Here is a 25,815-nt window from a genome sequence, read left to right as displayed (position 1 = left end):
AACAGGTTGGGTGCATTCTTGAACATGCACCTGCCGCCTGTCCAGATGCGCGTAAAGTCGGCTTCAGGCAGCCGAGTTGTGCGCTCTTGGTGTCACGCTGCAAGCCTTGAAGATCGCCGAAGCCCTACACTTGCGCGAGATTAAAACGTTTGAATGTGCTCGTTTGTGATCGATCGCGTTCAGATGGCGGTCGCTTCGAGGGCGGGGCGGGCTTCACCCGCCCTCGACGGCGTCATCAGGAGGTGACGTGGTTGGCCCAGAGCGACGGGTCGTCGACGTTGTCCTTGGTGACCAGGGGCGAGGGGAGCTGGTCCTCCAGGCCGTTGGGCAGTTGGACGATGGTGGAGTCGTGGTCGGTGGCGCCGGGCTGGAAGGTCTTGCCCTCGGCCGCGGCCTCGGCGTAGTACAGGGCGTACTTGGCGTACAGGTCGGCCGGCTGGTTGACGGTCGCGTCGATGTCGCCCTTGCGGATCGCGGCAAGCTCCTGCGGGATGCCGTCGTTGGACACGATCGTGATGTGACCGGGCTGCCCGGCGGGCTTGAGCAGGCCCTTCTCGCGGAGCAGGTCGAGGGTGGGCTGGAGGAAGACGCCGCCGGCCTGCATGTAGATGCCGTTCAGCGCGGGCCCGGCGGCCAGGGTGGAGCGGAGCTTGGCGGCGGCGACGTCGCCCTTCCAATCGGTCGGCAGGACGACGACCTCGATCCCGGGGAACTCGCGCTTCATGCAGGCGGCGAAGGCGGTGGAGCGCTCGTAGCCGTTGATGGAGTCCAGGGAGCCCTGGAGTTCGGCGACCCGGCCCTTGCCGCGCAACTGCTTGCCGAGGAACTCGCACGCCTGGGTGCCGTACGAGCGGTTGTCGGTGCGGACCACCATGTACACCTCGCCGTGTTCCGGCTCGGTGTCGACGCTGACGGCTTGGACGTTCGCGGCCAAGAGCTCATTGAGCGTCGCCTCGGTGGTCATGGTGTTCTGCGGCGCCATGACGATGGACTTGGGGTGCTTGCTCTCCATCGCCCGGATGTTGGCGGTGAACGTCGCCTCGTCGCCGTTGGACTGGGTCGGTGGCAGGACGTTCAGGTGCTGGTCGGTGATCTCCTGCTGGACGTACTTCGCGTACGCGCGCCAGAAGTCCGAGTCGGCCCGGGGGATGTCGATGCCGATCTGCGGGCGGTGGCTGTCCGGATCGGCGGCGTCGCCGCCGCAGGCGGTGAGGCAGCCGACGAGGAGCACGGTGATGCCGCCCGCGCGGGTGGTGAGGATGGTTCGTCTTTTCATCGGTCGGACCGTCCGTCCTGGGTGGGAGCCCTTTGCGTCAGTGGGGGAGCGGCGGGGCCGGCGGCCAGCCAGTCCTCGACCGCGGCGACGTGCACCGCGCTGGCGCTCGCGGCCAGGGCGGCGTCGCGGCCGGCCAGCGCCCGCCAGATGGCCTCGTGTTCGAGGTGGGCCTGCTCGCGGGCGGCGGCGCCCCCGGCCGGAGGGCGCGGGAGGGTGCCGCGCACGATGCGCAGCCGCTGGGTGTGCGTGGAGAGGATGCCGAGCAGGGTGGACAGGACCGGGTTGCCCACCGCGTCGGCGATGGTGCGGTGGAACTCGATGTCCAGCTCGATGAACTCCTCGATGCCGTCGGCGGCGGCGCTCCGGTCGAGGACGTCCCGCAGGGCCCGCAGGTCCTGGTCGGTGAGCCGGCCGGCGGCGAGAGCGGTGGCCGGCGGTTCCAGCAGGCGCCGGACCTGGAGGAGCTGCCGGGCGTTGCGCCCGTGGGAGACGTCGGCCGCGAAGGCCATGGTTTCGAGCAGGAGGTGCGGTTCGAGCCCCGAGACGTAGGTGCCGTCGCCCTGTCTGGGGACCAGGATGCGCATCGCGGTGAGGGCCCGGACCGCCTCGCGCAGGGAGTTGCGCGACAGCCCGAGCTGGTCGGCGAGGTCGGCCTCGTTGGGGAGGCGGGCGCCGGGCGGCAGGCTGCCGGAGACGATCATCTCCTTGATCCGCTCGATCGCCTGGTCGGTCACCGCCATGGCGGACTCGCCTCCTGGGTTCTGGTCGGCGTGCGGTGGGTGGGGGAAGGCGGGGGGTGGGGGAAGGCGGGGGAGGGGAGCCGGAAGCGGTGCGACCGGCTCCCGGCTCAAGGGGTCGCACCGCTTCCGGCGGTCTTCGGGCGTCCGGCCCCTCCTACTCCTGCTTCTCGCCGGAGGCGAAGCGGGAGATGATCAGCGCGACGATGATGATCGCGCCGTTGAGGAACTGGTTCCACAGCGGGGGGACGCCGGCCAGGGTCATGACGTTGACGACCAGCTGGAGGGTGAGCACGCCGGTGAGGGCGCCGAAGAGGGTGCCCCGGCCGCCGTTGAGGCTGACACCGCCGATGACGGTGGCGGCGAAGACCTGGAAGATCCAGCCGTTGCCCTGGTCGGCGGAGATCGACCCGTAGTGCCCGGTGTAGAGGACGCCGGCGAAGGCGGCCAGCAGGCTGCCGAGGATCAGGACGATCCAGGTGATCCGGTCGACGCGGATGCCGGCGGCGCGGGCGGCCTCGGCGTTGCCGCCGATCGCGTACAGCGAGCGGCCGTGGCGCAGCCAGGCGAGCGCGCAGCCGCCGGCCAGGAACAGCAGCGCGCAGATCCAGATGGCGGCGGGCGCGCCCAGCCAGCTGCTGCGGCCCAGGTAGGTGAAGGAGCCGGGCAGGTTGACGATCGACTGGCCCTGGGAGATGGCGACCTGGAGGCCGCGCAGCAGGGTGAGCGCGCCGAGGGTGACGATGAAGCCGTTGAGGCGCAGCTTCAGGATGAGGAAGCCGTTGACCGCGCCGATGAGGGCGCCGACCGCCAGGCAGAGCGGGATGGCCGTCCAGGACGGGAACAGCCCGAGGCCGTTGAAGCGCCCTCCGTGTTCGGGCAGCACCAGCCAGACGGCGATGACCGGGGCCACGCCGATGGTGGACTCCAGCGAGAGGTCCATCCGGCCGGCGATCAGGATCAGCGCCTCGGCCAGCACCAGCAGGCTCAGCTCGGTGGCCTGCTGGCCGACGCCGAGGAGGTTGTCGGAGGTGAGGAAGGCCGGTGAGACGGCGAAGCCGATGACGCCGAGGACCAGCAGGACCGGTACCAGTGACAGGTCGCGGTAGCGGACGAGGTCGAAGCGGCGTCCGGCGGACCCGGTGGCGGCGGTGGCCGGGTGCGCGCGGAGGTCAGTGGTCGGGGTCATGGCGTTCCTTCGGGTCGGTCGGTCCGGCCATGCCCTCCATGGCCGAGACCAGTTGTTCGTCGCTCCAGCCGTGGGTGAACTCGGCGACGACCCGGCCGTGGAACATGGCCAGGACGCGGTCGCAGACCCGCAGGTCGTCGAGTTCGTCGGACACGATCAGGGCGCTCTTGCCCGCGTCGGCGACCTCGCGGACGGTGCCGAGCAGGGCTTCCTTGGACTTGACGTCGACGCCGTTGGTGGGGCGGATGGCGATCAGGACGTGCGGCTCGGTGGCGAGCGCGCGGGCGATGACGACCTTCTGCTGGTTGCCGCCCGACAGGGCGGAGACCGGGGCGGAGGCGCCGGGGGTCTTGATGTCGAGGTCGGCGATCATCCGCTGGGCGAAGGCGCGGGTGCGCGAGGGCAGCACCGTCCCGAACGGCCCGAGCTGGTCGGTGACGGTCAGGGTGGCGTTCTCGGCGACGCTGCGCTGCGGGATCAGGCCCTGGATGTGCCGGTCCTCGGGGACGAAGCCGATGCCGGCCGCGAGGGCGGCGGGCACGCGCCCGGTGCGCACCGGCCGGCCCGCGACGTTGATGGTGCCGCTCTGCGGGCGGCGCAGGCCGGCGATGGTCTCGCCGAGCTGGACGTTGCCGCTCGCGGCGGCGCCGGCCAGGCCGACGACCTCGCCGGCGCGCGCGGTCAGCGAGAAGTCCTGATAGGCGCCGGCCAGGCTCAGCCCGGCGACGTCCAGCAGCGGGGCGCCGTCGGAGCGCGCCCGTCCGGTCACCGACCAGGCGGGTTCGGTGCCCCGGCCGCTCTCGCCGGTCATCGCCTCCACCAGGGCCCGCTGGCCGAGTTCGGCGACCGGCGCGGTGACGATGTGCCGGGCGTCGCGGTAGACCGTGACGGTGGTGCAGAGGTCGTAGACCTCCTGCAGGTGGTGGGAGATGAACAGGAACGCGACGCCCTGCTCCTGCAGCGAGCGCAGCTTGTCGAAGAGCCGCTCGATGCCCCGGGCGTCGAGCTTGGCGGTGGGCTCGTCCAGGATGATGAACCGGGCGCCGAAGGACAGGGCCCGGGCGATCTCGACGAACTGGCGCTGCTCGACGGTCAGGTCCTCGGCGCGGGCGGCCGGGTCGACGTCCACGCCGTACTCGGCGAGCAGTTCGGTCGCGCGGACGCGCAGCCGCTTCCAGCTGATCGGGCGCAGCGCGCCGCCGCTCTGCCGGTCGAGGAAGAGGTTCTCGGCGACGGTCAGCGCGGGGATGATGGTGGAGCGCTGGTAGACGCAGGCGACGCGGGAGCGCCAGGCGGCGGTGTCGCCGGGGGCGGGCGCGGGTTCGCCGTCGAACCGCAGGGTGCCGGTGTCCGGGGCCTGGAGTCCGGTGAGGATGGAGACGAGGGTGGACTTGCCCGCGCCGTTGCGGCCGACCAGGGCGTGCGACTCGCCGGGCGCGACCGAGATGCGGGCGTCGCTGAGGGCGACGGTGGCGCCGAAGCGCTTGCTGATTCCGTCGGCTTCGACGACGGGGCCCCGGACGGGGCTGGGGTCCGCCATGGCGGGGGGTGTCCTTTCCGCGGGTGGGTCCCGGGGGCGGCGGCCCGGTCAGGGGGTACGGGCCGCCGCCCCCGGGGGTCTCGGTGGTTACTGGCCGACGTTGTTGCCCCACAGGCTCTTGTCGTCGACGTTCTCCTTGGTCACCAGCGGGGCGGGGAGCTGGTCCTCCAGGCCGTTGGGCAGCTGGATGATGGTGGAGTCGTGGTCGGTGGCGCCGGGCTGGAAGGTCTTGCCCTCGGCCGCGGCCTCGGCGTAGTACAGGGCGTACTTGGCGTACAGGTCGGCGGGCTGGGAGATGGTCGCGTCGATGTCGCCCTTGCGGATCGCGTCGAACTCCTGCGGGATGCCGTCGTTGGAGATGATCGCGATGTGGCCCGGCTGGCCGACGGGCTTGAGCAGGCCCTTCTGCTGGAGCAGGGCGAGGGTGGGCTGCAGGAACACGCCGCCGGCCTGCATGTAGACGCCGCCCAGGTCGGGGTTGGCGGCCAGGGTGGACTGGAGCTTGGCGGAGGCGACGTCGCCCTTCCAGTCGGTGGCCAGCTCGATGACCTGGATGTCGGGGAACTTCTCCTTCATGCAGGCGGCGAAGGCCTCGGAGCGGTCGCGCCCGTTGATGGAGCTGAGCGCGCCCTGGAGTTCGGCGACCTTGCCCTTGCCGCCGAGCTGCTTGCCGAGGAACTCGCAGGCCTTGGTGCCGTACGCCTTGTTGTCGGCGCGCACGACCATGTAGACGTCGCCCTTGTCGGGGCGGGTGTCCACGCTGACCACCGGGATCTTCTTGGCGGAGAGCTGGTCGAGGGTGGAGGCGATCGCGCCGGTGTCCTGCGGGGCCATCACGACGGCCTTGGCGCCGGTGTTCTGGAAGACCTGGACGTTGGCGACCAGCTTGGTGACGTCGTTCTGCGAGTTGCTCACCGGCAGGGTGTGCAGGCCCTGGGCGGAGGCGTCCTGCTTGACGTACTGGGCGTAGGAGTTCCAGAAGTCGGAGTCCGCGCGGGGCAGGTCGATGCCGAGGGCCGGCTTGCCGCCGGCGGCGGCGGAGTCGGACGCGCTGCCGCGGTTGCACGCCGTGGCGGTCCCCGCCAGGAGGACGACGGCGACGGCCGCGATCGCGATTCTGGAGGAGCGAGGCTTCATGGTGCTGATCTCCTTGACTGGGGTGCCCGGGCCCCTGCTGCGCGAGGGGGAGTCGATGCGGCGGGAGGACCGTGGGCCGTCCCGGCGTGGTGAGGCGGAGGCGCCGGCTTCCCGGCCGGTCCTCCTCCGCGAGGGGGCCGGTTCCCGGGGACAACGAGCCGGCGCCGGATCGCACGCCTCCCGCAGTCATCGGATGGCCTGCGGTTAACGAGGACGATACGAGGCCGGTACCTGACTGACAAGAGGAAACCTCGGATGAATCTCAACCGTGACAACCGGGTGTCCAAGCCGTGCCCGGTCGGCGCGGGATCCGGGCGGCGAGCTGTGCATATGCCCTGCGGGGACGGCAGTCGGCCTCACGCTTCCGATAAACATCGGAGGACTTCTTGCGGTGGCGCGACCGTTCCTCGTATGGTCAAGCGACACGGATTGATCCGATGTATGTGCCGACGAGGTGTCATGGCCTCCGGAACAGCGTGAGGAGACGGAGCATGAAGCTACTGCGAGTCGGGCCGGTGGGAGAAGAGGTTCCGGCCGTCCTCGACCAGGACGGGCGGGCGTTCGCGCTCTCGGGCCTGACGGGTGACATCGACGGGGCGTTCCTGGCCTCGGACGGGATCGGGCGGGTCCGGGCGGCACTGGCCGCCGGGGAGCTTCCCGCTCTCGACCTGACCGGCCTGCGGGTCGGTGCTCCGGTGGCCCGGCCGGGGAAGGTGGTCTGTGTCGGGTTGAACTACCGTGACCACGCGGAGGAGACCGGGGCGGCCGTGCCGGCGCGTCCGGTGGTGTTCATGAAGGACCCGTCGACGGTGGTCGGTCCCCGGGACCGGGTGCTGATCCCGCGTGGTTCGGTCAAGACGGACTGGGAGGTGGAGCTGGCCGTCGTCATCGGTCGTGAGGCCCGTTACCTGGACTCGCCGGCCGACGCGCCGTCGGTGGTCGCGGGGTACGCGGTCAGCCACGACGTCTCGGAGCGGGAGTTCCAGCTGGAGTACTCCGCGCAGTGGGACCTCGGGAAGTCCTGCGAGACCTTCAACCCGCTGGGCCCCTGGCTGGTCACCGCGGACGAGGTCGCCGATCCGCAGGACCTCGGTCTGCGGCTGTCGGTCAACGGGCTGGTCCGCCAGGACGGCAACACCAAGAACATGATCTTCGAGGTGAACCACCTGGTCTGGTACCTGAGCCAGTACATGGTGCTGCGGCCCGGCGACGTCATCAACACCGGCACCCCCGCGGGCGTGGCCCTGGGCCTGCCCGACACCCCCTACCTGCGCGAGGGAGACACCGTCGAGCTGTCCATCGACGGCCTCGGAACCCAGCGCCAGACCTTCTCCGCCGCGTGAAAGGCCCCGAGTTGTCAACGAACACCGCGCGGATCACCGCCGTCGACACCTACGACATCCGCTTCCCCACCTCGCGGGAGCTGGACGGGTCCGACGCGATGAACCCCGACCCCGATTACTCCGCGGCCTACGTCGTCCTGCGCACGTCGGCCGGGGGCCACGAGGGCCACGGCTTCACCTTCACCATCGGCCGCGGCAACGACGTCCAGGTCGCCGCCATCGACGCCCTGCGCGGGCACGTCGTCGGACGCTCCGTCGCCGAACTGTGCGCCGACCCCGGCTCGCTGTACCGCGACCTGATCGGCGACAGCCAGCTGCGCTGGCTCGGCCCCGAGAAGGGCGTGATGCACATGGCGATCGGCGCCGTCGTCAACGCGGTCTGGGACTTGGCCGCCAAGCGCGCCGACAAGCCGCTGTGGCGACTGCTGGCCGACGCGGACCCCGCCTGGCTGGTCTCCCAGGTCGACTTCCGCTACCTCACCGACGCGCTGACCCCCGACGAGGCGCTGGAACTGCTGCGCAAGGGCAAGCAGGGCGCGGCCGACCGGGCGGCGGACCTGCTGCACCGCGGCTACCCCGCCTACACCACCTCGCCCGGCTGGCTCGGCTACAGCGACGAGAAGCTGGCCCGCCTCGCCCGGGAGGCGGTGGCCGACGGCTTCACCCAGATCAAGCTGAAGGTCGGCGCCGACCTGGCCGACGACATCCGCCGCTGCCGCACCGCCCGCGAGGCGGTCGGCCCGGACATCCGGATGGCGATCGACGCCAACCAGCGCTGGGACGTCGACGAGGCGATCGAGTGGACCAACGCGCTCGCCGAGTTCGACCCGTACTGGATCGAGGAGCCCACCAGCCCCGACGACGTGCTCGGGCACGCCGCCATCCGGCGCGGCGTCCACCCGGTCAAGGTCGCCACCGGCGAGCACGTGCAGAACCGGATCGTGTTCAAGCAGCTGCTCCAGGCAGGGTCCCTCGACGTCCTCCAGCTCGACTCGGCCCGGGTGGCCGGCGTCAACGAGAACCTCGCCATCCTGCTGCTCGCCGCCAAGTTCGACGTCCCGGTCTGCCCGCACGCCGGCGGCGTGGGCCTGTGCGAGCTGGTCCAGCACCTGTCGATGTTCGACTACGTCGCGCTGTCCGGCACCACCGAGGACCGGGTGATCGAGTTCGTCGACCACCTCCACCAGCACTTCCTCGACCCGGTGGCGATCGACGGCGGCTACTACCGGGCACCCACGGAGCCCGGCTTCTCCGCCACCATGCACCAGGCCACCATCGACACCTACACCTACCCCGACGGCGCCTTCTGGGCGGCCGACCTGACGGACCGGGAGGACCGCGCGTGACCACCGACCTCGACGGGCTCACCGCCCTGGTGACCGGCGGTGCCTCCGGTATCGGCCTGGCCGCCGCGCAGTTGCTGAGTGAGCGCGGTGCGGATGTCGCCGTGCTCGACCTCGACCCGTCCGCCTTGTCCGTGCCGCTGCGGGGTTTCACCGCGGACGTGTCGGACGACGCGTCCGTGCGGGCGGCGGTCGCGGCGGCGGCCGAGGCGCTGGGCGGGATCGACATCCTGGTCAACAACGCGGGCATCGGCGCGGCCGGGACGGTGGCGGACAACGACGACGCGCAGTGGCACCGGGTGCTGGACGTGAACGTGCTGGGCATCGTCCGCACCACTCGGGCCGCGCTGCCGCACCTGCGCCGTTCCGCTTTCGCGTCGGTGGTCAACACCTGTTCGATCGCTGCGACGGCCGGGTTGCCGCAGCGGGCGCTGTACTCGGCGAGCAAGGGGGCGGTGCTGTCGCTCACGTTGGCGATGGCCGCCGACCACGTCCGTGAGGGCATCCGGGTCAACTGCGTCAACCCCGGTACGGTGGACACCCCGTGGGTCGGCCGGCTGCTCGACGCCGCCGACGACCCGGCGGCCGAGCGCGCCGCGCTCAACGGCCGCCAGCCCACCGGGCGCCTGGTCGCCGCCGCCGAGGTCGCCGCCGCCATCGTCTACCTCGCCTCCCCCGCCGCCGCGTCCACCACCGGCACCGCCCTCGCCGTCGACGGCGGCATGCAGGGCCTGCGCCTGCGACCGGAGCCGCGCCCGTGAACCCGCACCGCAACCGGCTCGGTCGCACGGAGGTGCGGGTCACCGAACTCGCCTTCGGCGCCGCCGGCATCGGCAACCTGTTCACCCCGGTCACCGACTCCCGGGCCGAACAGGCCGTCACCGCGGCCTGGGAGTCCGGCGTACGGTACTTCGACACCGCCCCGCACTACGGCCTCGGCCTGTCCGAGCGCCGGCTCGGCGCCGCGCTCCGCGCCTTCCCCCGGGACGAGTACACCCTCTCCACGAAGGTCGGCCGCCTGCTGGAGCCCGCCCCCTTCACCGGCGGCGACGACCTGGCCAACGGCTTCGCGGTACCCGCCACCCACCGCCGGGTCTGGGACTTCAGCGCGGCCGGCGTGCGCTCCTCCATCGAGGCGAGCCTCGACCGGCTCGGCCTCGACCGGATCGACATCGCCTACCTGCACGACCCCGACGACCACGCCGAACAGGCCCTCACCGAGGGCTACCCCGCACTGGAACGCCTGCGCGCCGAAGGCGTCCTGGGGGCGATCGGGGTGGGCATGAACCAGGCCGACCTGCTCGCCCGGTTCATCCGCGAGACCGACGTGGACGTCGTCCTGCTGGCCGGCCGCTACACCCTGCTCGACCAGCGGGGGCTGACCGGGCTGCTGCCGCTGGCCGAGCAGCGGGGCGTCGGCGTCGTCATCGGCGGAGTCTTCAACTCCGGGCTGCTCGCGGACCCCCGCCCCGGCGCGACCTTCGACTACGCCGAGGCGCCCGCCGAGCTGCTCGCCCGCGCCACCGAGCTCAAGGCCGTCTGCGAGAAGCACGGCGTACCGCTGCGCGCCGCCGCCCTGCGCTTCCCGTTCGGGCACCCGGCCGTGGCGAGCGTCCTGGTGGGCACCCGCAGCGCCGACGAGGTCCGGGACGCCGCGGCCATGCTCCACCGCACCGTCCCGGCGGCGCTGTGGACGGAGCTCAAGGACCGGGGCTTGCTGCCGGCCGACGTGCCCGTCCCGCCGGAGTAGACCCGCTGCCGACCTGCTGTAAACCCGCTGCGGCCAACCCGCCTCCGAAGTAGGCGAGTTGGCCGCAGCGGGGAACCCGGCAGTGCCTCAGCGCCGGTGCCGGCTCTGCGGGCGGCGGTTGCGGACGACCAGGAAGACCCCGGCGCCGACGCCGACCAGCACGATCCCGACGACGCCGACCGAGAGGTCGGCGCCGGTCTTGGCGAGGCCGGACGCGGCGGCCCCGGTCGCCGCGGCGGTCGGCTGCCCGGCCGCCGCCGTGTCGTCGGAGGTCGCGGGGTCGGCGATGAAGGTGTCGGCCGGGTCGCTGGCGTCCTCGCCGGGGCCGATGCCCGACGGGGACGCGACGGCGGAGGCGGTGGGCGTGCCGGGAGCGGCCGCCGACGCCGCCGGAGTCCGGGACGGGTGTCCGGCGCCGCCCGCGGTGGAGATCCGCAGCGTCGCCTGCCCGCCGTCGATGCCGACGACCTCGACGCGCAGCCCGCCACCGGCGGTCTGGAACGCCTCGCCGGGCGACCAGTACTCGTTGCGCACGCCGTCGCGGCCGGCGGCCGTGGGCACCAGCGTGGTCGAGGTGCCCTTGCCGATGTAGCGCAGGATGCGCACGCCGTAGCCGCGCCGGAACTTCGTCCCCTCCTCGTCGACGACGCGACCGCCCGGGTCCTCCAGGCCCTTGTCCCGGTCGACCGGTCGGCTCAGCTCGACGTAGAAGGTGCGGCCGGTGCCCGGGTCGGTGGCCTGCACCGCGACGAGCCCCGACTCGTTGTCGCGCGCGCTGATCGTCACCTGCTGGTCGGCGCCGGCTCCCTGGACCACCCGGTAGCGGTCCGCGCCGAACCAGCCCAGCCGAATGCGGTTCGGGCTGGAGAGCGGTTTGAGCATCCACGCGCGCGACCTGCCCTGGACGTCCCAGGCGTCGCCGTACTCGGAGTTCTTGCAGTTCCCGTTCTCGCCCCAGGCGGTGCCCAGCGAGCCGTCGACGGTGCCGGTGGGGCAGACGAGCAGGCCGGCGTGGCCGAAGCCGAGGTTGTGCCCGAGCTCGTGGGAGTAGGTGGCGCCGCTGCCGAGGCCGGGTACGTAGACCGCTCCGCCGCTGTCGGGGCCGCCGGTCACCGAGCCGGTGGCGTTGCCGCCGCCGGTGCAGTTGCCGACCGCCACGATCAGGTGCTTGCGCGGGCCGCCGGTGAAGCCGACCGCCTTCGCCACCCGCTCGCGGGCGGGCCCGCGATCGCCGTCGCAGGTGCCGAGGCCGGGCACCCAGCGGGTGGTCTCGATCGAGAACTCGATGTTCCCGTCGGACTCGTCGCTCCACAGCTCCGCCGCGGCCGCCACGCCCTTCTTGACCTCGGCGAGGTACGCGGCGCCGCCGTCGCCGGGCTGGGGCAGCGACGGATCGGTGGTGACCGCAATGGTGATCGGATGTTTCTTGTCGGCCGCCACCGCCCCGGGGGCGGCTATCGGGGCGATCGCGAGGCCGGCCGACGACGCGACGACGAGCGCTGACAGCGCCGTGCGACGGGCCCGGGTGCCGGCGAGCGACAGGGGGGAAGGACGGGACACGGAAGCTCCTGGTCGAACGGGGGGACGTCGCAACTTACCAGAAGCCCCCATAGCTGACGAAGCGTGACAAATCAGGGGGAAACGGCGGAGCCCGCCGGGCGGGCCGCAGCGGCACACGGTTGCCGCACCTGCCGGGCGACGCGTCGGACCCGGCCGCCGGTCGGTGGCCGACGGGCGCGCTCTCGCCGAGCGCGACCGCACAATGGTCGGATCTCTGGGCAGCCGCGCGCCCCTCGGCGATCGGCGATCGCGTCGACCGATCGGCCCGCGTTCCGGTTGTACCAGATCGCACAATTATGCACAAGGATGTGCCGTGGCGGCAGCCCGTCACGCCGACCGGTGGACGTCCGAGGCGGCGTCCGGCCATCCGGCCCGCTCGGCCGGAAAGGCGGTCAACTAACCTCATAGCAAGGCCCGTTGGTCTACGAAGAGATCGACGGGGACCGGCTCGCACCTCCCCGTCGCCTTGAACGCCCGTCGTCCGGCTGGTGAAACTTCGGCCAATTCGAAGCCGAGGGCTTGTTCTTTCATGTTCAACTCATGTGCAATGGCACAAAACCTGGCAGGGGTGCAGACGGCACCCCCTCGTCGCGGGCCTGCCGCCCCCCTCCGGCGCCTCGCCCTGCCCGAACGAACCCCCACCGTCGGTGACGTCACCCGGTCGCGCAGCGCGATTCGCCACGACAAGGAGCCAACCATGCTGAACAGGAAGTCGGTGATCGCGTCCGGCCTGGCGGGCGCGCTCGCCCTGGCCGCTGCCGTGCTGGTGGTGGACGCCCGCCCCGTCGGCGCCGCCACCGGGCTGCCCAGCCCGGACCACGTGGTCGTGGTGGTGTTCGAGAACCACGCGCACAACCAGGTCATCGGCAGCTCCAGTGCCCCGTACATCAACCAACTCGCCCGCACCGGGGCGCACTTCACCAACGCCTTCGGCATCCAGCACCCCAGCCAGCCGAACTACCTGCACCTGTTCTCCGGCTCCAACCAGGGCGTCGAGGACGACTCCTGTCCGCACACCTTCGGCACCGACAACCTGGGCGCCCAGCTGATCGCCGCGGGGCGGACCTTCGCCGGCTACTCCGAGGACCTGCCCGCCACCGGCTCCACCGCCTGCGGCTCGGGCAAGTACGCGCGCAAGCACGCGCCGTGGGTCGACTTCACCAACGTGCCCGCCTCGGCCAACAAGCCGCTCACCGACTTCCCCACCGACTTCACCCGGCTGCCCACCGTCTCCTTCGTCATCCCGAACCTGTGCGGCGACATGCACGACTGCTCGGTGGACACCGGCGACACCTGGCTCAAGACCCACCTGGACGCCTACGTCCAGTGGGCCAAGACCCACAACAGCGTCCTCATCACCACCTTCGACGAGGACAACTTCACCAGCGTCAACCAGATCACCACCCTCATCAACGGCCAGCCCGTCAAGCCCGGCGACTACGGCGAGCAGATCAACCACTACAGCGTCCTGCGCACCATCGAGGACATGTACGGCCTGCCGCACGCCGGGGCCGCCGCCACCGCCGCCCCGATCACCGACATCTGGGGCACCGGCCCCGACAGCCCGGTCGTCTCCGGCGGGACGTACCAGGTGAAGCTCTCCTCCGGCCAGGCGATGGACGACCCCGGCTCCTCCACCGCCAGGGGCACCCAGCTGATCGTCTGGCCCGCCACCACCGGCGCCAACCAGAAGTGGACCTTCACCGCCAACGGCGACGGCACCTACCAGCTCAAGAACCAGGCCTCCGGGCTGTGCGCCGACGACTCGGACGCCTCCACCGCCCCGGGTTCGAAGATCATCCAGTGGACCTGCAACGGCAACGCCAACCAGCACTGGTCCGTCGTGCCCAGCGGCTCCGGCTACGCCCTGGTCAACCAGCGCAGCGGCCTGGCCGTCACCGCCGGCGCCGCCGGCAGCGGCTCCCCGCTCACCCAGCAGGCCGGCACCGGCGGCTCCCTCCAGTCCTGGACCTTCACCCAGGCCGGCTGAACCGACCATGTACCTCACCGGCGTGCGGGCCGACGCCTCCCTCAAGGGGGGCCCGGCCCGCCGCGTCCTCACCGGCAACGTCCTCGCCCTCGGGCTGGTCAGCCTGGTCACCGACGTCTCCGCCGAGATGGTGTCCTCCGTGCTGCCCGCCTACCTCGTCCTGGGCCTGCACCTGTCCGTCGCCCAGTACGGCGCCGTGGACGGCCTGTACACCGGCGCCACCGCCCTCACCCGGCTCGTCGGCGGCTACGCCGCGGACCGCTTCCGGCAGCGCAAGGCCGTCGCCGCGGTCGGCTACGGACTCTCCGCCCTCGCCAAGTTCGGCCTGCTGTGCACCGGCAGCGCACCCGCCGCCATCGGTGCCGTGCTGGCCGCCGACCGCACCGGCAAGGGCCTGCGCACCGCGCCCCGGGACGCCCTCATCACCCTCTCCGTCCCCGAGGAGCGGCTCGGCCGCGCCTTCGGCGCGCACCGCGCCCTGGACAGCCTCGGCGCGTTCGCCGGACCGATCGTGGCACTCGGCGTGCTCGCCCTGGCCGGGGGAGCGGGCCGCTCCTACGACGCGGTCTTCGTCGCCAGCGCGTGCTTCGCCCTGCTGGGCATCGTCCTGCTCGCGCTGTTCGTCCGCGACCGGCGGGACCCCCTGCCGCCGGAGGCCGTCTCGCCGCGCGCCGCCCTCCGCCTGCTGGGCCGGGGCCGGTTCCGGGCGGTGTGCGCGGCCGCCGCGCTGCTCGGAACCGCCACCATCGGCGACGGGTTCGTCTACCTGGTCCTCCAGCGCCGCGACGACCTGCCGGTCACCGCGTTCCCGCTGCTGGCCGTCGGTACGGCGCTCGCCTACCTGCTGCTGGCGCCGCCCCTCGGGCGGCTCGCCGACCGCGTCGGGCGCCGCCCGGTCGCGCTCGGCGGCTACGCCGCCCTGCTGGCGGTCTACCTGCTGCTCGCCACCGGGCACGGCTCCCCGTGGTGCGTCCTGCTCCTCTACGGCGCGTTCTACGCCGCCACCGACGGCGTGCTGATGGCGATCGCGGGCCCGCTGCTGCCTCCCGAACTGCGCACCAGCGGGCTGGCCCTGGTCCAGACCGGCCAGGCCATGGCCTACCTGCTCTCCTCCGCGCTGTTCGGCCTCGCCTGGCAGTCCTGGGGCACGGCCCCGGCCTGCCTCGCCGCCGCCGGGGCCGCGGCCGTGGCCCTGGCGGCCTCCATCCCCCTGCTCGAACGCTCGAAGGACGTGCGCAAGTGAAGTGGCGCATCATCGCGGCCCTCGCCGCCACCGCGGTGCTCGCGGCCGTCGCCGTCGGCTACATCCTGCTGCGGCCCCCGCCCGCCCCCGGCGGTGGCGGCGCCACCCTGGACGGCCCGGGACTGCTCGTCCGCGACACCGCCACCGGGCACCTCGCCGTCCAGCGCCCGGACGGCAGCCGCCAGGGCTCCGCGCTGCCCTGCGCCCGGGTCTACGCGGCCGCCGGGACCGGCGTCTGCCTGCGGGAGAGCCCGGAGTCCTACCAACTGACGGTGCTGGACCACGACCTGAAGCAGCTGCGCAGCATCCCGCTCAACGGCGTCCCCAACCGGGCCAGGGTCTCGCCGACCGGGCGGATGGTCTCCTGGACCGTCTTCGTCGCCGGCGACTCCTACAACGGCGGCCACTTCTCCACCCGCTCCGGCATCCTGGACACCGGCACCGGCACCATCGTCGGCACCCTGGAGGACTTCACCGTCGACGGCCGGCCGGCCGCGGCCGACGCCAACTTCTGGGGCGTCACGTTCGCCCGGGACGACAACACCTTCTACGCCACGATGTCGACCGGCGGCCACCGGTCGCTGGTCCGCGGCGACTTCGCCGCCCGCGACCTGCACCCGCTCAAGGACGACGTCGAGTGCCCCTCGCTCTCCCCGGACGGCACCCGCATCGCCTACAAGAAGATGCTCCCGGACGGCAGCGGCTGGCGCCTCACCGTCCTGCGGCTCTCCGACCTCGCGGAGACCCCGCTCGCCGAGTCGCGCAGCGTCGACGACCAGGCGGCGTGGCTGGACGACGCCACCGTCGCGTACGGGCTGCCGCACGGCGGGGGCAAGGGCGCCGACGTCTGGGCCGTTCCCGCCGACGGCGGCGGCGCCCCCCGGCTGCTGGCGCACGACGCGGAGTCCCCCGGCGCGCTCGGCTGAGCCCCCTGACGCGGCGCGTCCGGGGCGGCAGCCCGCCCGCCCCGACCACTCGATAACGGGACGGCTTCGAACCGGGCCCGCCGCGTCACAGGTCTTGACGTGCACGTGAACAGAGCGTTGCCTATGTGCATACCTGATTGATTGCGTGTCTTTCTGGTTCGTTGTGTTGCTTTTTGGTCGAACGACGGGCATCGCTCGGAGCGCCGCAGGACGCGCTCGCGAACACCCGGAACCTCGCACCGGCACCATCCACCCTCGCGCGCGCCGCCGGTACCCCGCCTGCGGCCGCGCCACACCCTCAAGGAACGACATGTCCGTACTCCCCGCCTCCCCGCCCGGACGCAGGGCCCGGCGCTCGTCGGCGCTCGCGGTCTCGGTCGGCCTCTGCGCGGCCCTCGTCCCCCTCGCGGTGGTGGGCGGCGCCGCGCCGGCCGCCGCCCAGGACAACGGCGCCGCGCTGACGCCGCCGATGGGGTGGAGCAGCTGGAGCAGCGTCCGCTACAACCCGACCGAGGCCGGCATCGAGGCCCAGGCCAAGGCCATGCACGACAACGGCCTGATCCCCCACGGCTTCACGTACGTCAACGTCGACGACTACTACTACCTCAAGACCACCACCGACGTGGACGCCTACGGCCGGTGGAAGATCGACCCCGCGAAGTTCCCGAACGGCATGAAGCCGGTCGGCGACTACGTGCACGGCCTGGGCGAGAAGTTCGGCATGTACCTCACCGCGGGCATCCCGGTCGCGGCGTACAACCAGAACACCCCGATCGAGGGCACCGCGTTCCACGCCCGGGACATCGTCTCCGACACCACGAAGTTCGAGAACAACTTCGGCCCCGGCCGCAACGGCATGTACTACATCGACTACGCCAAGAACCCCGCCGCCGCGCAGGCGTACCTCGACTCCTGGGCCGACCTGCTGGCCTCCTGGGGCGTGGACTACATCAAGCTGGACGGCGTCGGCACCTGGAACGCCCCCGACGTCCAGCACTGGTCGCAGGCCCTGAACCAGACCGGCCGGACCATCCACCTCGGCCTGTCGCTGGCCCTGGACGTCAAGTCCGCCGCCACCTGGCGGCAGTACTCCAACAGCTGGCGCACCGACGGCGACCTGGAGTGCTACTGCGGCACCAACGGCAGCCCCTACCCGCTGACCAAGTGGGACAACGTCGCCAAGCGCTTCGCGGGCTCCCCGAAGTGGGCCGCCTCCAACGGCCCCGGCGGCTGGAACGACCTGGACTCGCTGGAGATCGGCAACGGCCCCGCCAACGCCGGGCTCACCCGGGACGAGATGCAGACCCACATGACCCTGTGGGCGGTCACCAACTCCTCGCTCCTGCTCGGCACCGACCTGACCGCCATGGACCCGACCGACCTGGCGATGCTGAAGAACGACGAGGTCATCGGCGTCAACCAGGCCGGCCGCACCGCCCGCCCGGTCGACCAGCTCACCCAGCAGCAGACCTGGGTCACCCCGAACCCGGACGGCAGCTACACCGTCGCCCTGTTCAACCTCGGCTCCTCCGCGGCCGACGTCACCGCCCGCTTCGCCGACCTCGGCTTCTCCGGCTCGGCGACCGTGCGCGACCTGTGGACGCACACCGAACTCGGCTCCTTCTCCGGCTCGTTCGGCGCGGGCCTGAACGCGCACGCCAGCCGCCTGCTCAAGGTCACCCCGGCCGCCTCCGCCACGTACACCTCGGTGCGCTACCACCTGGTCAACGCCGCCACCGGCCAGTACCTGGACGTCTCCGGCGGCTCGACCGCCGACGGCGCGGGCCTGGTGCCGGCGGGCGCCAACGGCGCCACCGACCAGCAGTGGCAGCTGGCCCCCACCGGCGACGGCTACTTCAGGATCGACAACGTCAAGAGCGGCCGGCTCGTCAACATCCCGGGCCCGACCACCGTTCCCGGCACCCAGCTGATCCAGTACCACGACGACCACCACGGCAACTCGCAGTGGAAGCTGACCCCGACCGGCACCGGCGCCTACACCGTGACCTCCCGCTACGACGGCCAGAACATCGCCGTCTCGGGCGGGTCGGTCGTCCAGCAGACCGCCGCCGCGGGCAGCACCGCCCAGCAGTGGACGCTCGTCCCGGTGCCCGTCGCGGGCGTCGCGTACAAGCTGGTCAACGCCAACAGCGGCGGCCGGCTGGACGTCGGCGGCGCCTCCACCGCCAACAGCGCCGGCCTCGTCCAGTGGCAGGACAACCAGGCCGCCGACCAGCAGTGGACGTTCACCGCGCAGGGCGGCGGCTCCTACAGCGTCACCAACGTCAACAGCGGCAAGTCGCTGAACGTCCCGGGCTCGACCACCGCGGCCGGCACCCAGCTCGTCCAGTGGCCCTACGACGGCAACGCCAACTCCCGCTGGACGCTGGTCGACGCCGGGCCCAACCTGGTCCGGCTCAAGAGCGTCTCCGACGGCCAGCTCGTGGACGTCGACAACGGCTCGCTCGTCAACGGCGGCAAGGTCCTCCAGTGGCCCGCCGGCAGCGGTGACAACCAGAAGTGGAGCCTGGTCTCCCCCTGATCCGCGCCCTGATGCGCGAAACGGAGCGCCCCCGGCCGGGTTGACGGCCGGGGGCGCTCCCGGGTGTGCTCCACCCGGCGGTGCGTCAGGTGCTCGGGCCCAGGACGCGGATCTCGGCGGCGGAGGACCACGGGCCTCGGCCGCCGGCCTCGCTGAGGGCCCGCAGCCGGACGTAGCGGGCGGTGCGGGCGGTGAAGTCGACGCGCTTGGGCAGGGCGTCGTCCGCCCAGGTGCCGCTGGCGGCCGGGGTGTTCCAGGTGGTGCCGTCGGTGCTGGTGGAGATCTCGTACTGGCCGATGCGGCCGTTGGGGCTGCCGTCCTGGCGGGGGAGGTAGAACAGGCCGCTGACGGACCTGGCGGAGCCGAGGTCGAAGCGGATCTCGTGCGGCAGCGGGGCGGCGCCCCCGCTCCACTTGGTGTGCCACTTGGTGGAGAGCACGTCGTCCAGGACGTTGGCGGCGGCGCCGTTCTCGGCCGAGGTCTCCTGGCTGTCGACGGAGGAGACGGTGGCGGGCAGGGCGCCGACGACGGCCGGGTCGCTGATCGACTCCTGGCCGTTCTCGGCGTGGCCGGCGAAGCGGCGCAGGAAGGCGTCGGCGGTGTCGGCGGTGGCGGTGAGGTCGTACCAGCGGCCGGCGGCGGTGAGGTCGAGCGTCTTGGTGGCGGTGGCGCCGGCGGCGAGCGGGAAGGTCCACGGCCCGTCGGTGCGGTGGGCGTTGGGTGTGACGGTGACGGTGCAGGCGGCGGTGCCGCTGTTCTTCATGGTGAGGGTGAGGGTGCCGCCGGGGCCGTCGACGGCGGCGGTGACCTCGGGGTTGGCGTTGCCGCCGGTGGTGGCGGTGACGCGGTTGCCGCGGAAGCGGCGCAGGAAGCCGTTGGCGCCGATCAGGGAGAGGTCGTAGGCGCCGGTGGGGGTGCCGGAGACGAAGTAGTCGGTGAGCGTCTTGCCGGCCTCGACGGTGTGCCGCCAGGGGCCGTCGGTGCGGTAGGCGTTGGCGTACAGGTAGACGCACTGGCCGGCGGCGCCGGTGTTGGCCATGTCGATGTAGAAGGTGCCCGGGGTGACGCGCCCCTTGGCCTCGAAGGCGTACGGGATCGGGCGGGCCTTGCGGTGGCCGGCCTCCTGGAGCTGCACCGACTGCACGGCGGGCACGGTGGGCGCGGGCAGGGTGGAGCACTGGGTGGCGGCGTTGGCGACGTAGCCGCTGGTGTCGGGCAGGGCGGGCCAGGCGGTGGTGGTGGAGGTGAAGTCGAAGGCGGAGGTGAGGTCGCCGGTGACGGCCTTGCGCCAGGGGCTGATGTTGGGTTCGGCGACGCCGAAGACCTTTTCGCAGAAGCGCAGGATCGAGGTGTGGTCGAAGACCTCGGAGCAGACGTAACCGCCGCGCGTCCACGGGGAGATGATCGTCATCGGGACGCGGAAGCCGAGGCCGACCGGCTTGCCGCCGGAGATCTCGCCGGTGGTGGCGACGGTGGACAGGCCGTCGGTGCTGGAGGCGGGCGGGGCGGGCGGCGGGACGTGGTCGAAGAAGCCGCCGTTCTCGTCGTAGTTGAGCAGGAAGACGGTGTTCGCCCACACCTCCGGGTGGGCGACCAGCTTCGCCAGCAGCCGGGCGGTGAGGTCCTCGCCCGCCGCGGGGCGGTAGTTGGCGTGCTCGGACAGGGAGGCGGGGGCGACGATCCAGCTGACCTGGGGGAGCGTGCCGGCGGCGAGGTCGTCGCCGAACGCCTTGACGAGGTCGGGGACGGTGGCCATGCCGCGGTCGTACAGCGGCTGGCCGGCCTTGGCGTTCTTGAACGGCGCGAACCAGGCCAGGCCGTTGTCGTCGAAGTTGTCGCTCTGCTGGTAGACGCGCCAGCTGACGTTGGCGGCCTGGAGGCGTTCGGCGTAGGTGGTCCAGGTGAAGCCGCCCGACGGCACGCCGTTGTCCATCGTGTTGCTCTGGCCGACCGAGCCGCCGTTGGTGCCGGTGAACAGGTGCAGCCGGTTGGGGTTGGTCTGGGTCAGGGTGGAGGAGAAGTACTGGTCGCAGACGGTGAAGTTGTCGGCCAGCTGGTAGTAGAAGTCCAGGTCGCCCCGGGCGAAGTGGCCCATCCCCAGGCCGGGGGTGCGGGCGGTGTTCCAGCCGTCGTACCGGCCGCCGTTGTACATGCCCAGGTCGGTGGGCCAGTTCATGGCGGGCGCGGAGGCGCAGACGGCGCTGGTGGCGGCGGTGTTCATCCGGAACGGCAGGATGTACCCGTCCGGGTGGGTGGTGGACGGCTGGTACCAGACCGGCTTGCCGCCGGGCAGGTTGACCGCGTTGCGGTCGCCGAAGCCGCGCACGCCGCGCAGCGCGCCGAAGTAGTGGTCGAAGGCGCGGTTCTCCTGCATGAAGACGACCACGTGCTTGACGTCGGCGATCGTGCCGGTGCCGGCCGGGACGGGGGTGGCCAGCAGATCCCGCAGGACCTTGGGGAGCGCGCCGGTGGCGGCGACACCGGCCACGCCGGCGGCGCCGCCGAGGAAGGCGCGGCGACTGACATCGGGCCTCGGTTCGTCCACCATGAGCGGGTTCCTTTCAGCAGGGGGGGGAGTGCGGCGCCGGGTGCCCGGACGCGTCGCGCTGCGGCCGACGGTGCGGCGATCCACTGTCGGATTCTGTGCAAGCTGAACGGCAAGGAGGGCCGTCGGCGCGGATTCCGGTGCGGATATGGCGCAGATATGAACGAAAGTCAACGAAACAAACCACATGACAGCGGCGTGTCGGGCCGGTGTCAAGGGGTTGGACAGAGACAGGGGTTGGACAGAGACCGCGCCCGGAAGCGGCGGGCGACGGCCGGTGCGCGAACGGAGGCCCCGGGACCGGCAGGAGGCCCCTTCGGCGGGCCGCCGCCGGGGTACCCTGCTGTTCCGGACGGATGCGACCGCATCCGCGCGTGCGGAGAAGAGGCATGACCGTGGCGGACCAAGGACTGCTGGCTCCTCAGCGCCGGGCGCTGATCATGGAGTCGGTGGCCCGCCACGGCGCCGTCCGGGTGGTCGAACTGGCAGCCCAGATGGGGGTGTCGGGCATGACCGTGCGTCGTGACCTGGACGCGCTGGCCCGCGAGGGAGCCCTGGCGAAGGTGCACGGCGGCGCGGTGGCGCTGGGCGAGACCAGGGCGGACGAGCCCGGCTTCGAGGTGAAGTCCTCGCTGGAGTCGGGGGCCAAGGCCGCCATCGCGGACGCGGCGGCGGCGCTGGTGCGGCCCGGCAGCGTGATCGCGCTGTCCGGCGGGACGACGACGCACGCGGTCGCCGAGCGGCTGCTGGAAGTGCCCCAACTGACGATCGTCACCAACTCGTTGGCCGTCGCCGGGGTGCTGTCGGCCGCCGCCGCGCAGCGCGCCGGCTCCCCGGTGCTCCTGCTGACGGGCGGGACGCCCACCCGGTCCGCGGCCCTGGTCGGTGCGATCGCCGACCAGGTGCTCGCCTCGCTCCACGTGGACCTGTCGATCCTGGGCGCCCACGGCGTGTCCGAACGGGCCGGTCTGACCTCGCCCAATCTCGCCGAGGCGCAGACCAACCGCGCACTGATCGCCTGCGCCCACCGGGTGGCGGTCGTGGCCGACCACACCAAGTGGGGCACGGTCGGGCTGAGCGGATTCGCGCGCCTGGACGAGGTCGACTGCTTCGTCACCGACGACGGCCTGCCCGCGCAGGCGCGCGCGGTCCTCGCCGAGGCGGTCGGCGAACTCGTCGTCGCACCGGTCTCCCGGGGCTGACCCGGCTTCACCCCGCCCTCCGTCGAGGCGGGTTCGCTGCCCACGGACCGATCGGCGCCGTCGGGCTCCCCGCCGGACGGACACACCCGGCACCGAACCCCGAAAGCCCGAAGGCCGGGGCCCGACACCCGAAGTGTCCGGCCCCGGCCCTTTTCAGGTCAGGCGTACGTCCGCCAGCGCTGGCTGGCGCTGCCGTTGCAGGTGTTGATGATCAGCTTGGTTCCGTCGGCGGTGGCGCCGCCGGTGGTGTCCAGGCACTTGCCGAGGGCCTTGAGCTGGCCGGTGGCGGGCGTGTACGTCCACTGCTGGGCGCCGGCGCCACTGGCGCAGCTGTACAGCTGGACGGCGGTGCCGTCGGCGCTGGAGCCTCCCCGCACGTCCATGCACTTGCCGACGGCCTGGATGGTGCCGCCCCGGGGGTAGGACCAGCTCTGGGCCGCGCTGCCGTTGCAGCCGTACACCTGGAGCGCGGTGCCGTCGGCGCTGTTGCCGCCGGTGATGTCGATGCACTTGCCGCTGGTGGCCCCGAGGGTCGGCCCGGCCGGCGGCACGGCCGGCGCCAGGGTGGCGGCGGACAGGGTGATGTTGCCGTTGCTGCCGGAGTAGGAGGCCGTCTCGACGTACTGCACGGTCAGGGTCTGTCCGGCGGACAGCGCGGCGAAGGTCAGGTCCGCCACGCCGTAGGCGTTGCCGGAGGGGGAGTCGAAGTACCCGGTGTACGGGGCCGTGCTCCCGTCACTGAGGGAGGCCGTCAGCTTGCCCTTCGCCGACCACGCGCCGAGGTAGAGCCGCAGCCGCTGGGGGACGGTCGAGGCCGGCACGGTGAGTTGGAAGCCGTTGCCGACGGACCTGACGTAGACCCCGGTGGCGGTGGCGTTCGCCGACGCGGTGGGGGTGGCCCCGGTCCAGCTGTAGGTCACCTGGCTGTCGGTGAGCTGGACGAGCGGGTTGGTGCCGACCACGCTCAGGTTGCTGATCGACTGGCTGACGCCGCCCTTGTGGTCGAAGCCGCCGGTGCCGTTGAGGCCCCAGTGGGCGAAGTCGGTGGTTCCTTCGGCGGCCAGGTCGACGTTCCCGGCGGGCTGGGTGCTGACGGAGGCGGTGAGCGCGCCGCCGGCGGGGCTGCCGGCGGGGGCCAGGGTGTAGCTGCCGCCGCCGGTGGTGGTGAAGGTGTAGCGGTCGCCGGCCGAGGTGGTGGCCACGGTGGCGCCGCCGGCGTCCTTGACGGTGAGGCCGGAGCCGGGCCAGGGGTTCAGCACGGTCACCGGGCCGCCGGCGTTGTCGGCGGCGAGCGAGACGTTGGAGACGGTGGTGCCGTTGTAGTCGGCGCTGACCAGGAATCCGCCCTTGGCGCGCAGGTTGCTGAAGTGCGCGGGCCGGTTGGCGGGGTAGTCGGGGAACAGTCGGATGGTGCCGTTGACGGACTGCAGCAGCATCGCGTTGATCGCGTCGGTGGCTCCGACGGCCTCCAGGCCGCCGCCGCCCTGGGCGACGCTCAGGTTCGGCTGCATGTCGGCCGCGATCACGCTCTTCATCTGCGCGAAGAGGGCGTCGGCGGGGTAGCCCATCTGGGCGGCGATGCCGAAGCTCTTGGCGAAGTTGTTGCCCTGGGTCCAGGAGTTCATCGCGGTGAGCGTGTTGATCGCGGTCTGGCGCGCGGCGGCCGGGGAGTCCAGGTCGAGCTGGTCGAACGGGTGGATCCACTCGAGGTTGCACACCGTGCGGCCGAGCAGCGCGGAGAAGGCCCGGTCGTAGTCGCTGGAGTACACGTTCTGCCCGTTGTACGTCGTGGTGGCGTAGGCGGGCAGGTGGTCCAGGATGTCCTGCCACGCCGGGCGCAGCGCACCGTCGACGCCCAGGGACTGGCTGTAGGAGATCGCCGACTTGAGGATCAGGTTGACGGCCGCGAGGTCGACCGAGTCGTCGCGGGCCCAGTCGCCCTCGTAGGCGGCGCCCATCAGGTGGTACTTGCCGTCGGACTGCTTGGCGCCGAGGTAGTCCTGCCAGAACTGGGCGGTCTGCTTGACGAAGGGGTAGAGCGTCTGGCCGAGGTAGGCGCTGTCGGGGCTGTACTCCTGCTTGTAGATCATCGGTACGGCCGCGTAGCTGGCGTCGGAGGGCTGGTTCCACCAGGTCTTGCTGGAGGCTGAGCCGGCCGGGCCGATCCCCACGGGGTAGAGGTAGCCGTGGGTGGTGTGGGCGAGGGCCGCCTTGAACTGGCTGCTGTAGGCCGACCCGCTGACGGGGATGGACTGGGAGCCGGCCAGCAGCGCCGCGCCGGTGTTCTGGAAGTCCGTGATCGACTTCACGTAGGGGTCGACCAGGTCGACGCGGTTGCTGGAGAACGTCCCGTAGTAGGGGGCCTGGACGTTGTAGTTGAGGTGGTAGTCGCCGTCCCACGCGGGGGTGTCGTTGGTGGTCCAGGCTCCCCACAGGCCCGGGGCGTTGCTGCCGCTGCGGGCGGAGCTGCCGAGCAGGTACTGGGCGCCGTAGTAGTACTTCTCCATCGTGGTGTCGTAGACCCGCACGTTGGACTTGAGCCAGTAGTCCTTCCACCAGGCCTGGTGTCCGGCGAGGAGGGTCGCGACGGACGAGTCGGTGAGGCCGGCGACCGCGCTCTGGGCGTCGGCGGCCGAGGTGGTCGAGTTCATGCCGCCGTTGACGGAGGAGACCAGCGTGACCGTCTGGCCGGGGCTGACGCTGAACGCCGCCGTGGAGGTGCCGGTGGAGGTGGTGCTGGTCGTCGCCGTCGCGTTGAGGACCCGGGTGGCGACCGCGGCCCTGGCCACCCACTGGCTGCCCGCGTCGCTCTGGGTCGAGCGGGTGGCCCACAGGGTGGAGCCGCTCACCCCGGAGGCGGCCGGGTAGGCGCTGTTGCTGCCGTCCGTCCAGGTGTCCACGTTCAGCGCCACGGGGCCGGAACCGCTGGTGGTGAGCTTGGTGACCAGGATGTCGCCGGTGTCGGAGGTGAAGGTGACCGCGTGGACCGGCGCGCCGTTGATGACGAGGTCCGACGTCACCTGGGCGTTCAGCAGGTCCTGGGTCTGGCTGTAGGCGGTACCGGACGTGGCGCCGCCGGCCGGCGCCCGCAGGGTCAGGCCGCCGAGGGCGACGGGGTGCACCCCCTTGCCGGTGGAGTTGTTCCAGAAGTCGTTCTTGGCCAGGTAGAACTTCAGGCTGTGGCTGTCGCCGCCGACCTCGGCGCCGAGGTCGCCGTTGCCCAGCAGCGGGCCGCCGGGGAAATACGAGGTGACCTGGTTGGTGGGGGGAGCGCTCCAGGTCGCCGCCAGGGTGGGCAGCAGGCTCTGCAGGGCGGCCCAGTCCGAGCTGCTGGACGAGGCCGTCGCGGCGTCCGCCCGGCCGGTGGCCGGCAGGACGAGGGCGGAGACGACGGTCAGCGCGGCGGCCGTGAGGGTCGTGAACCGGGCTCTCCCGGGTCTGGTGCGTGGTGCCATGGCAGTGAGGGTCCTTCCGGTGGTGGGGGAGCCGCAC

Annotated in this window: 17 protein-coding genes and 1 pseudogene; 10 read left to right on the top strand and 8 right to left on the bottom strand. The window is 72.2% G+C overall.

Annotation, left to right across the window (positions count from 1 at the left end; all coding sequences use genetic code 11):
- Positions 1–235: 235 nt before the first annotated feature.
- The 5 genes from HUT16_RS00885 to HUT16_RS00865 all read right to left on the bottom strand — a co-directional run bounded on the left by HUT16_RS00885 (position 236) and on the right by HUT16_RS00865 (position 5,879).
- A complete protein-coding gene (locus HUT16_RS00885; protein WP_176184473.1) occupies positions 236–1,276 on the bottom strand; it encodes a sugar ABC transporter substrate-binding protein in 1,041 nt (346 codons plus the stop codon).
- Complete coding sequence (locus HUT16_RS00880) at positions 1,273–2,016, bottom strand: FadR/GntR family transcriptional regulator (protein WP_176184471.1); 744 nt, start codon at positions 2,014–2,016, stop codon at positions 1,273–1,275. The genes HUT16_RS00885 and HUT16_RS00880 overlap by 4 nt, the downstream gene beginning before the upstream one ends.
- A gap of 154 nt (positions 2,017–2,170) precedes the next feature.
- Positions 2,171–3,202: an ABC transporter permease gene (locus HUT16_RS00875; protein ID WP_176184469.1), complete on the bottom strand. Its 1,032-nt coding sequence runs from the start codon at positions 3,200–3,202 to the stop codon at positions 2,171–2,173.
- Positions 3,186–4,742, bottom strand: a complete 1,557-nt coding sequence (locus tag HUT16_RS00870; RefSeq protein WP_176184467.1) for a sugar ABC transporter ATP-binding protein — start codon at positions 4,740–4,742, stop codon at positions 3,186–3,188. The genes HUT16_RS00875 and HUT16_RS00870 overlap by 17 nt, the downstream gene beginning before the upstream one ends.
- Before the next feature lie 87 nt (positions 4,743–4,829).
- Complete coding sequence (locus HUT16_RS00865; RefSeq protein ID WP_176184465.1) at positions 4,830–5,879, bottom strand: sugar ABC transporter substrate-binding protein; 1,050 nt, start codon at positions 5,877–5,879, stop codon at positions 4,830–4,832.
- Positions 5,880–6,370: 491 nt separating this feature from the next.
- Here HUT16_RS00865 and HUT16_RS00860 point away from each other — a divergent pair, with 491 nt between their 5' ends.
- The 4 genes from HUT16_RS00860 to HUT16_RS00845 are packed head-to-tail and all read left to right on the top strand — an operon-like array spanning position 6,371 to position 10,315.
- Positions 6,371–7,222: a fumarylacetoacetate hydrolase family protein gene (locus HUT16_RS00860; RefSeq protein WP_176184463.1), complete on the top strand. Its 852-nt coding sequence runs from the start codon at positions 6,371–6,373 to the stop codon at positions 7,220–7,222.
- 11 nt (positions 7,223–7,233) lie between these two features.
- Complete coding sequence (locus tag HUT16_RS00855; protein WP_176184461.1) at positions 7,234–8,568, top strand: L-fuconate dehydratase; 1,335 nt, start codon at positions 7,234–7,236, stop codon at positions 8,566–8,568.
- The gene (locus HUT16_RS00850; protein WP_176184459.1) at positions 8,565–9,326 is read left to right on the top strand and encodes an SDR family NAD(P)-dependent oxidoreductase; all 762 of its coding nucleotides are present in this window, start codon (positions 8,565–8,567) and stop codon (positions 9,324–9,326) included. Before HUT16_RS00855 ends, HUT16_RS00850 begins: the two co-directional genes overlap by 4 nt.
- On the top strand, positions 9,323–10,315 hold the full coding sequence (locus HUT16_RS00845; protein WP_176184457.1) for an aldo/keto reductase: 993 nt from the start codon (positions 9,323–9,325) through the stop codon (positions 10,313–10,315). Before HUT16_RS00850 ends, HUT16_RS00845 begins: the two co-directional genes overlap by 4 nt.
- Before the next feature lie 87 nt (positions 10,316–10,402).
- Here the strand turns inward: HUT16_RS00845 and HUT16_RS00840 are convergent, their stop codons facing one another.
- Entirely contained in the window at positions 10,403–11,875 is a 1,473-nt protein-coding gene (locus HUT16_RS00840; protein WP_176184455.1) for a hypothetical protein, read from the bottom strand.
- A 697-nt stretch (positions 11,876–12,572) separates the two neighbouring features.
- On the opposite strand from HUT16_RS00840, the pseudogene HUT16_RS00835 reads away from it, so the two are divergent.
- The 5 genes and pseudogenes from HUT16_RS00835 to HUT16_RS00820 form a co-directional block, all read left to right on the top strand.
- Positions 12,573–13,427 (top strand): annotated as a pseudogene (locus HUT16_RS00835) (alkaline phosphatase family protein); the annotation flags it as partial.
- Complete coding sequence (locus tag HUT16_RS37650; RefSeq protein WP_303392132.1) at positions 13,407–13,865, top strand: RICIN domain-containing protein; 459 nt, start codon at positions 13,407–13,409, stop codon at positions 13,863–13,865. The pseudogene HUT16_RS00835 and the gene HUT16_RS37650, both read left to right, overlap by 21 nt.
- A 7-nt stretch (positions 13,866–13,872) precedes the next feature.
- On the top strand, positions 13,873–15,108 hold the full coding sequence (locus tag HUT16_RS00830; protein WP_176184451.1) for an MFS transporter: 1,236 nt from the start codon (positions 13,873–13,875) through the stop codon (positions 15,106–15,108).
- Entirely contained in the window at positions 15,105–16,034 is a 930-nt protein-coding gene (locus HUT16_RS00825; protein ID WP_176184449.1) for a hypothetical protein, read from the top strand. Before HUT16_RS00830 ends, HUT16_RS00825 begins: the two co-directional genes overlap by 4 nt.
- Positions 16,035–16,344: 310 nt before the next feature.
- Complete coding sequence (locus tag HUT16_RS00820; protein WP_176184447.1) at positions 16,345–18,576, top strand: alpha-galactosidase; 2,232 nt, start codon at positions 16,345–16,347, stop codon at positions 18,574–18,576.
- 85 nt (positions 18,577–18,661) lie between these two features.
- On the opposite strand, the gene HUT16_RS00815 is transcribed toward HUT16_RS00820, so the two are convergent.
- Positions 18,662–21,124: a phosphocholine-specific phospholipase C gene (locus tag HUT16_RS00815; RefSeq protein WP_176184445.1), complete on the bottom strand. Its 2,463-nt coding sequence runs from the start codon at positions 21,122–21,124 to the stop codon at positions 18,662–18,664.
- A 386-nt stretch (positions 21,125–21,510) separates the two neighbouring features.
- Between HUT16_RS00815 and HUT16_RS00810 the strand changes: the two genes are divergently transcribed.
- A complete protein-coding gene (locus tag HUT16_RS00810) occupies positions 21,511–22,323 on the top strand; it encodes a DeoR/GlpR family DNA-binding transcription regulator (RefSeq protein ID WP_176184443.1) in 813 nt (270 codons plus the stop codon).
- A gap of 158 nt (positions 22,324–22,481) precedes the next feature.
- On the opposite strand, the gene HUT16_RS00805 is transcribed toward HUT16_RS00810, so the two are convergent.
- The gene (locus tag HUT16_RS00805) at positions 22,482–25,778 is read right to left on the bottom strand and encodes a ricin-type beta-trefoil lectin domain protein (protein ID WP_176184441.1); all 3,297 of its coding nucleotides are present in this window, start codon (positions 25,776–25,778) and stop codon (positions 22,482–22,484) included.
- Positions 25,779–25,815 lie beyond the last annotated feature (37 nt).

It is taken from the genome of Kitasatospora sp. NA04385 (assembly GCF_013364235.1).
In the GTDB taxonomy this organism is placed as follows: Bacteria; Actinomycetota; Actinomycetes; order Streptomycetales; family Streptomycetaceae; genus Kitasatospora.
This window is presented reverse-complemented; position numbering and strand designations above follow the sequence as displayed.